The 3,820-nt window shown below is 35.8% G+C and carries 4 protein-coding genes; 3 read left to right on the top strand and 1 reads right to left on the bottom strand.

Going from position 1 to position 3,820, the window contains the following annotated elements:
- Positions 1–272 precede the first annotated feature (272 nt).
- Complete coding sequence (locus FVQ77_17320) at positions 273–560, bottom strand: hypothetical protein (protein ID MBW8052064.1); 288 nt, start codon at positions 558–560, stop codon at positions 273–275.
- A 334-nt stretch (positions 561–894) separates the two neighbouring features.
- Here FVQ77_17320 and FVQ77_17315 point away from each other — a divergent pair, with 334 nt between their 5' ends.
- The 3 genes from FVQ77_17315 to FVQ77_17305 form a co-directional block, all read left to right on the top strand.
- Positions 895–1,344, top strand: a complete 450-nt coding sequence (locus FVQ77_17315; GenBank protein ID MBW8052063.1) for a DUF2147 domain-containing protein — start codon at positions 895–897, stop codon at positions 1,342–1,344.
- A gap of 129 nt (positions 1,345–1,473) precedes the next feature.
- The gene (locus tag FVQ77_17310; GenBank protein ID MBW8052062.1) at positions 1,474–3,447 is read left to right on the top strand and encodes a tetratricopeptide repeat protein; all 1,974 of its coding nucleotides are present in this window, start codon (positions 1,474–1,476) and stop codon (positions 3,445–3,447) included.
- Between the two features lie 193 nt (positions 3,448–3,640).
- Positions 3,641–3,820, top strand: a 180-nt coding sequence (locus tag FVQ77_17305) for a hypothetical protein (GenBank protein ID MBW8052061.1), incomplete at its 3' end; no start/stop codon positions are given.

Raw genomic sequence — 3,820 nt, 5'->3', positions numbered from 1 at the left:
TAATATTGTGGAATATCTGATAATTACGATAAATAAGTGTGCAATAACATGCATTATCTATACATTTTGCTGTTTATTCGAATGTAAATGACTGAATATGTGCGCAAAACAAAAATCTACATTATATTAAAACAGAACCACCAATATTAACTGTTTTTAACCTGTTAGTAATTATGCTGCATTAATTAAGTCGTTATGTATAATAAGCTCAGGGCGTCCTGCCTCGCTCAAACCTTATTTTTCGCCATGCTCTATGCGCTATGCGCTAAGTTTCAATCAAACTTGATGTCCAAAATTGCCCCGATAGGGATCATAATGCCAGCCTTTAATTCAATATAATCTTTACCGACTGCCCAAATAGTGGTTTCAACATTTAAAATTTCGTTTTCCTCAGTTTTAAATGTTATCCTTACTTTTCTTTTGTAGTTGTTGCCCAATCGTTCGGCTTTTTCTAATTGTTCGTATCTGAGTTGTCTTAGTGACTCATTGCTTAATACATCTTCTTTTACAAAATTGCACTCAGAGATTGATTCTTTTTCGATAAGTGTTATTTGTTCCATTCCGGCTAATGTTTATTGGTTAAAATAATTAATGGTACTAATATAGCTAATTTTAAATACTTCACCAAATAAATATATAAATTTTTTTTCATTTCATTAAAAAATTTATAAACAACATAGTAAAAGTACATTTTCCATGCAAAAAAAAATAAATAACTGTTAGCTTTTTTATACCAAATAATTTTACCTTGCAGCAATATTATAAATCTAAAAGAATTTTATTATGAAAACAAAACATATTATAAGCGTAGGGCATAGCGCATGGAGCATGGCGCATAGCGTTTCCTACATCCTGTGTACTACGCTACGCACCCTGCGCCCTGCGCACTGCGCTATGAAATTCCTGTTCATTCTTTTCTTGTATGTATTGCCGTATAGCAATTTTGTTTTTGCACAAAAGAAAGCCGATGGAGCTTTAGGTACATGGTTCAATGAGGAGAAAGATTGTAAACTAAGGATCTATAAATGCGGTAAGAGCGGGGAAAAATATTGTGGTAAAATTATCTGGCTTGATGAGCCCAATGAAGAAGATGGTACGCCAAAAGCAGATGATGAAAATTCTGACCCCAAACTTCAAAAAAGACCACTCATGGGGCTGGTGATCATGAAACGTTTTGTTTACGATGAAGATAACGTATGGGAAGACGGGAAGATATATGACCCTGAAAACGGCAAAGAATATTCCTGCAAAATGACCTTGATAAGCAAAGACAGGTTGGATATCAGGGGATATATTGGGTTCTCTTTTATTGGTAGAACGGCAGAATGGACGAGGGCTGAATAAGAAGTAAGCAGTGGGCAGTATGCAGTGGCAGTTGACTTCAAGTACTCGGGGTCAATAGGGTAGTATTCAGTCTACAGTCGACAATTGGCAGTATCTAATATCCAATATCCTGCAACCGGCATCCATTAAATGAAGAAAGTACTCACACTTATTGCCGTCACTTTCTATGTTACTTTGATTGCTATCAATTGCTCAAATGAAACCGAAAAACAAACTGCTCCAGCCCCAATCTATCTAAATCATCATGATACTGTTAAATACGTAGGAATTACTGTTTGCCGCGGCTGCCATTATAAAGTATATGAAGATTTTATTCATACCGGCATGGGGCAATCATTTGATATTGCTTCCCGCCAAAAAAGTGCAGCATCGTTTGGTGAAGATGCATTGGTTTACGATGAATATAGCGACCTGTATTACAAACCTTTTTGGTCGAATGATTCTCTGATGATAATGGAATTCAGGCTGAAGGATGGTGACACAATACACAAAAGAATCGAGCAAGTCAGTTATATTATAGGTTCAGGCCAGCATACCAACTCACATATTGTTAATTTTCATGGCTACCTTTACCAGGCGCCCATAACCTATTATACACAAAGGGGAGTGTGGGATCTGGCCCCCGGCTTTGAACGAGGCAATAATTCACGGTTTTCAAGGATAATAGGTTTGGAATGTATGACCTGCCACAATGCATATCCTGATTTTGCAGTGGGTTCGGAGAACAAATATATCAGTGTAAAAACAGGCATTGATTGTGAGCGCTGCCATGGGCCTGGTGAACTTCATGTAAAAGAAAAAAGAGCAGGTAATATCATTGACACTTCAAAATATATTGATCATACCATCGTAAATCCAGCTAAATTGCCAATAGCGCTTCAAATGAGTCTTTGCAAACGCTGCCATTTACAGGGTATAACAGTTTTGCAAGATGGTAAGTCATTTAGAGATTTCAAACCGGGAATGGACCTGGCGGCAGTGATGAATATTTTTATGCCGAAATTTGCGGGTGCAGATGATGAATTTATAATGGCTTCGCATGTTGAAAGATTGATGCAGAGTCAATGTTTTAAGCAATCAAAGAAAATAAGCTGCATAACCTGCCATAATCCGCATGTGAGTGTGAAATTTACGAAAAGTCAAATTTTTAACAATACCTGCATAAGTTGTCATGATATTCCCAAATCTCCAATCCATCAATCAACAAATCATCAAATCACCAAGTCACCGAATCACCAAATGGATTGTGTGAAATGTCATATGCCCAAATCAACAAGCATTGACATTCCTCACGTATCTATTACAGACCATAAGATTCAAATTCCCATTTCAGATACGGCCATATCAAAAATTAAGGAATTTATCGGGCTTGTTTGTTTGACCAATGAAAATCCGTCTCACAACACTATTGCAAAAGGATATTTGGCATATTATGAAAAATTCGGTTTTGTATCTAACGCGCTTGATTCGGCTGAAAAATACCTCTTAATGGAAAATGGGAAATGGGAAATGGGAAATGGAAAAGAGAAGAAAAAAATGAAAAGATACAGGCAACAATTAAAAGAAATCATTCATCTTTATTATCTTAGACACGACATGAACAAAGTAATCCTCTTTGCCGGCAATTTTGATATTGATTCGATTGCTGATAGCTGGACATGCTATAGGGTAGGGGAAGCATATTACCAGTTGGCAAGATATGAAGAAGCATTAAAATATTTTAAAAAAGCAGTAAAATTAAAGCCACTTCATTTGGATTTTCAGAATAAATTAGGCAGCGCCTATATGCAATCAGGAGATTTACAAAAAGCCAAAAACACTTTTGAGTTTATTATCACTGAAAACCCTAAATATGTCCCGGCTATCTCCAACTTAGGCTATCTGTATTTGATATTGAACAGGCCGGATAGAGCCAAAATACTCTACGATAAAGCCATTAACCTGGACCCTGACAATGAACCTGCCCTGCTAAATATAGCCGGATGGTATATATATCATGAGGAATCACAAAAAGCAAAAAGTATTTTATTAAGAGTGCTTCAAATAAATCCTGACAATGCAAGGGCTAAACAAGTGTTGAGGCAAATATCGGGAATAAAATAGAGTAAATTTTTCTATTAAAATAAAAATAGCATTATAAGTTATTGATAATCAGTAAGTTATTACTTCTTCCGAAAAAAAAGTACGAAAAAACTTGACAAAGCATGTTTGATTTTGTATATTAGAATTTTTATATCATTTATTACGAGAATTTTCTGATTGAATTTATTTTCAAACTTTTTAAATTCTTACAATTATGAGATATCAAAGACCATCTAATCGTCTGGCAACTGTAACCGGTTGTTTATCATTTCTAATGCTTGGAGCATTAGGAACGGTATCACATTCTTATGCTCAATGCAATGCGTGGACCCAAAAAGCTGATTTTGGCGGAACAGCAAGAAGAAATGTAGCTGGTTTTTCCATCGGCACCAAA

This window comes from Cytophagales bacterium (assembly GCA_019456305.1).
Classification (GTDB): domain Bacteria; phylum Bacteroidota; class Bacteroidia; order Cytophagales; family VRUD01; genus VRUD01.
Note: the sequence above shows the minus strand (reverse complement) of the source record. Positions and strands in the feature narration are given on the sequence as shown.

Coding starts and splice junctions, on each gene's coding strand:
- FVQ77_17320 (MBW8052064.1), bottom strand. CDS start 560: ATGGAACAAATAACACTTATCGAAAAAGAATCAATCTCTGAGTGCAAT.
- FVQ77_17315 (MBW8052063.1), top strand. CDS start 895: ATGAAATTCCTGTTCATTCTTTTCTTGTATGTATTGCCGTATAGCAAT.
- FVQ77_17310 (MBW8052062.1), top strand. CDS start 1,474: ATGAAGAAAGTACTCACACTTATTGCCGTCACTTTCTATGTTACTTTG.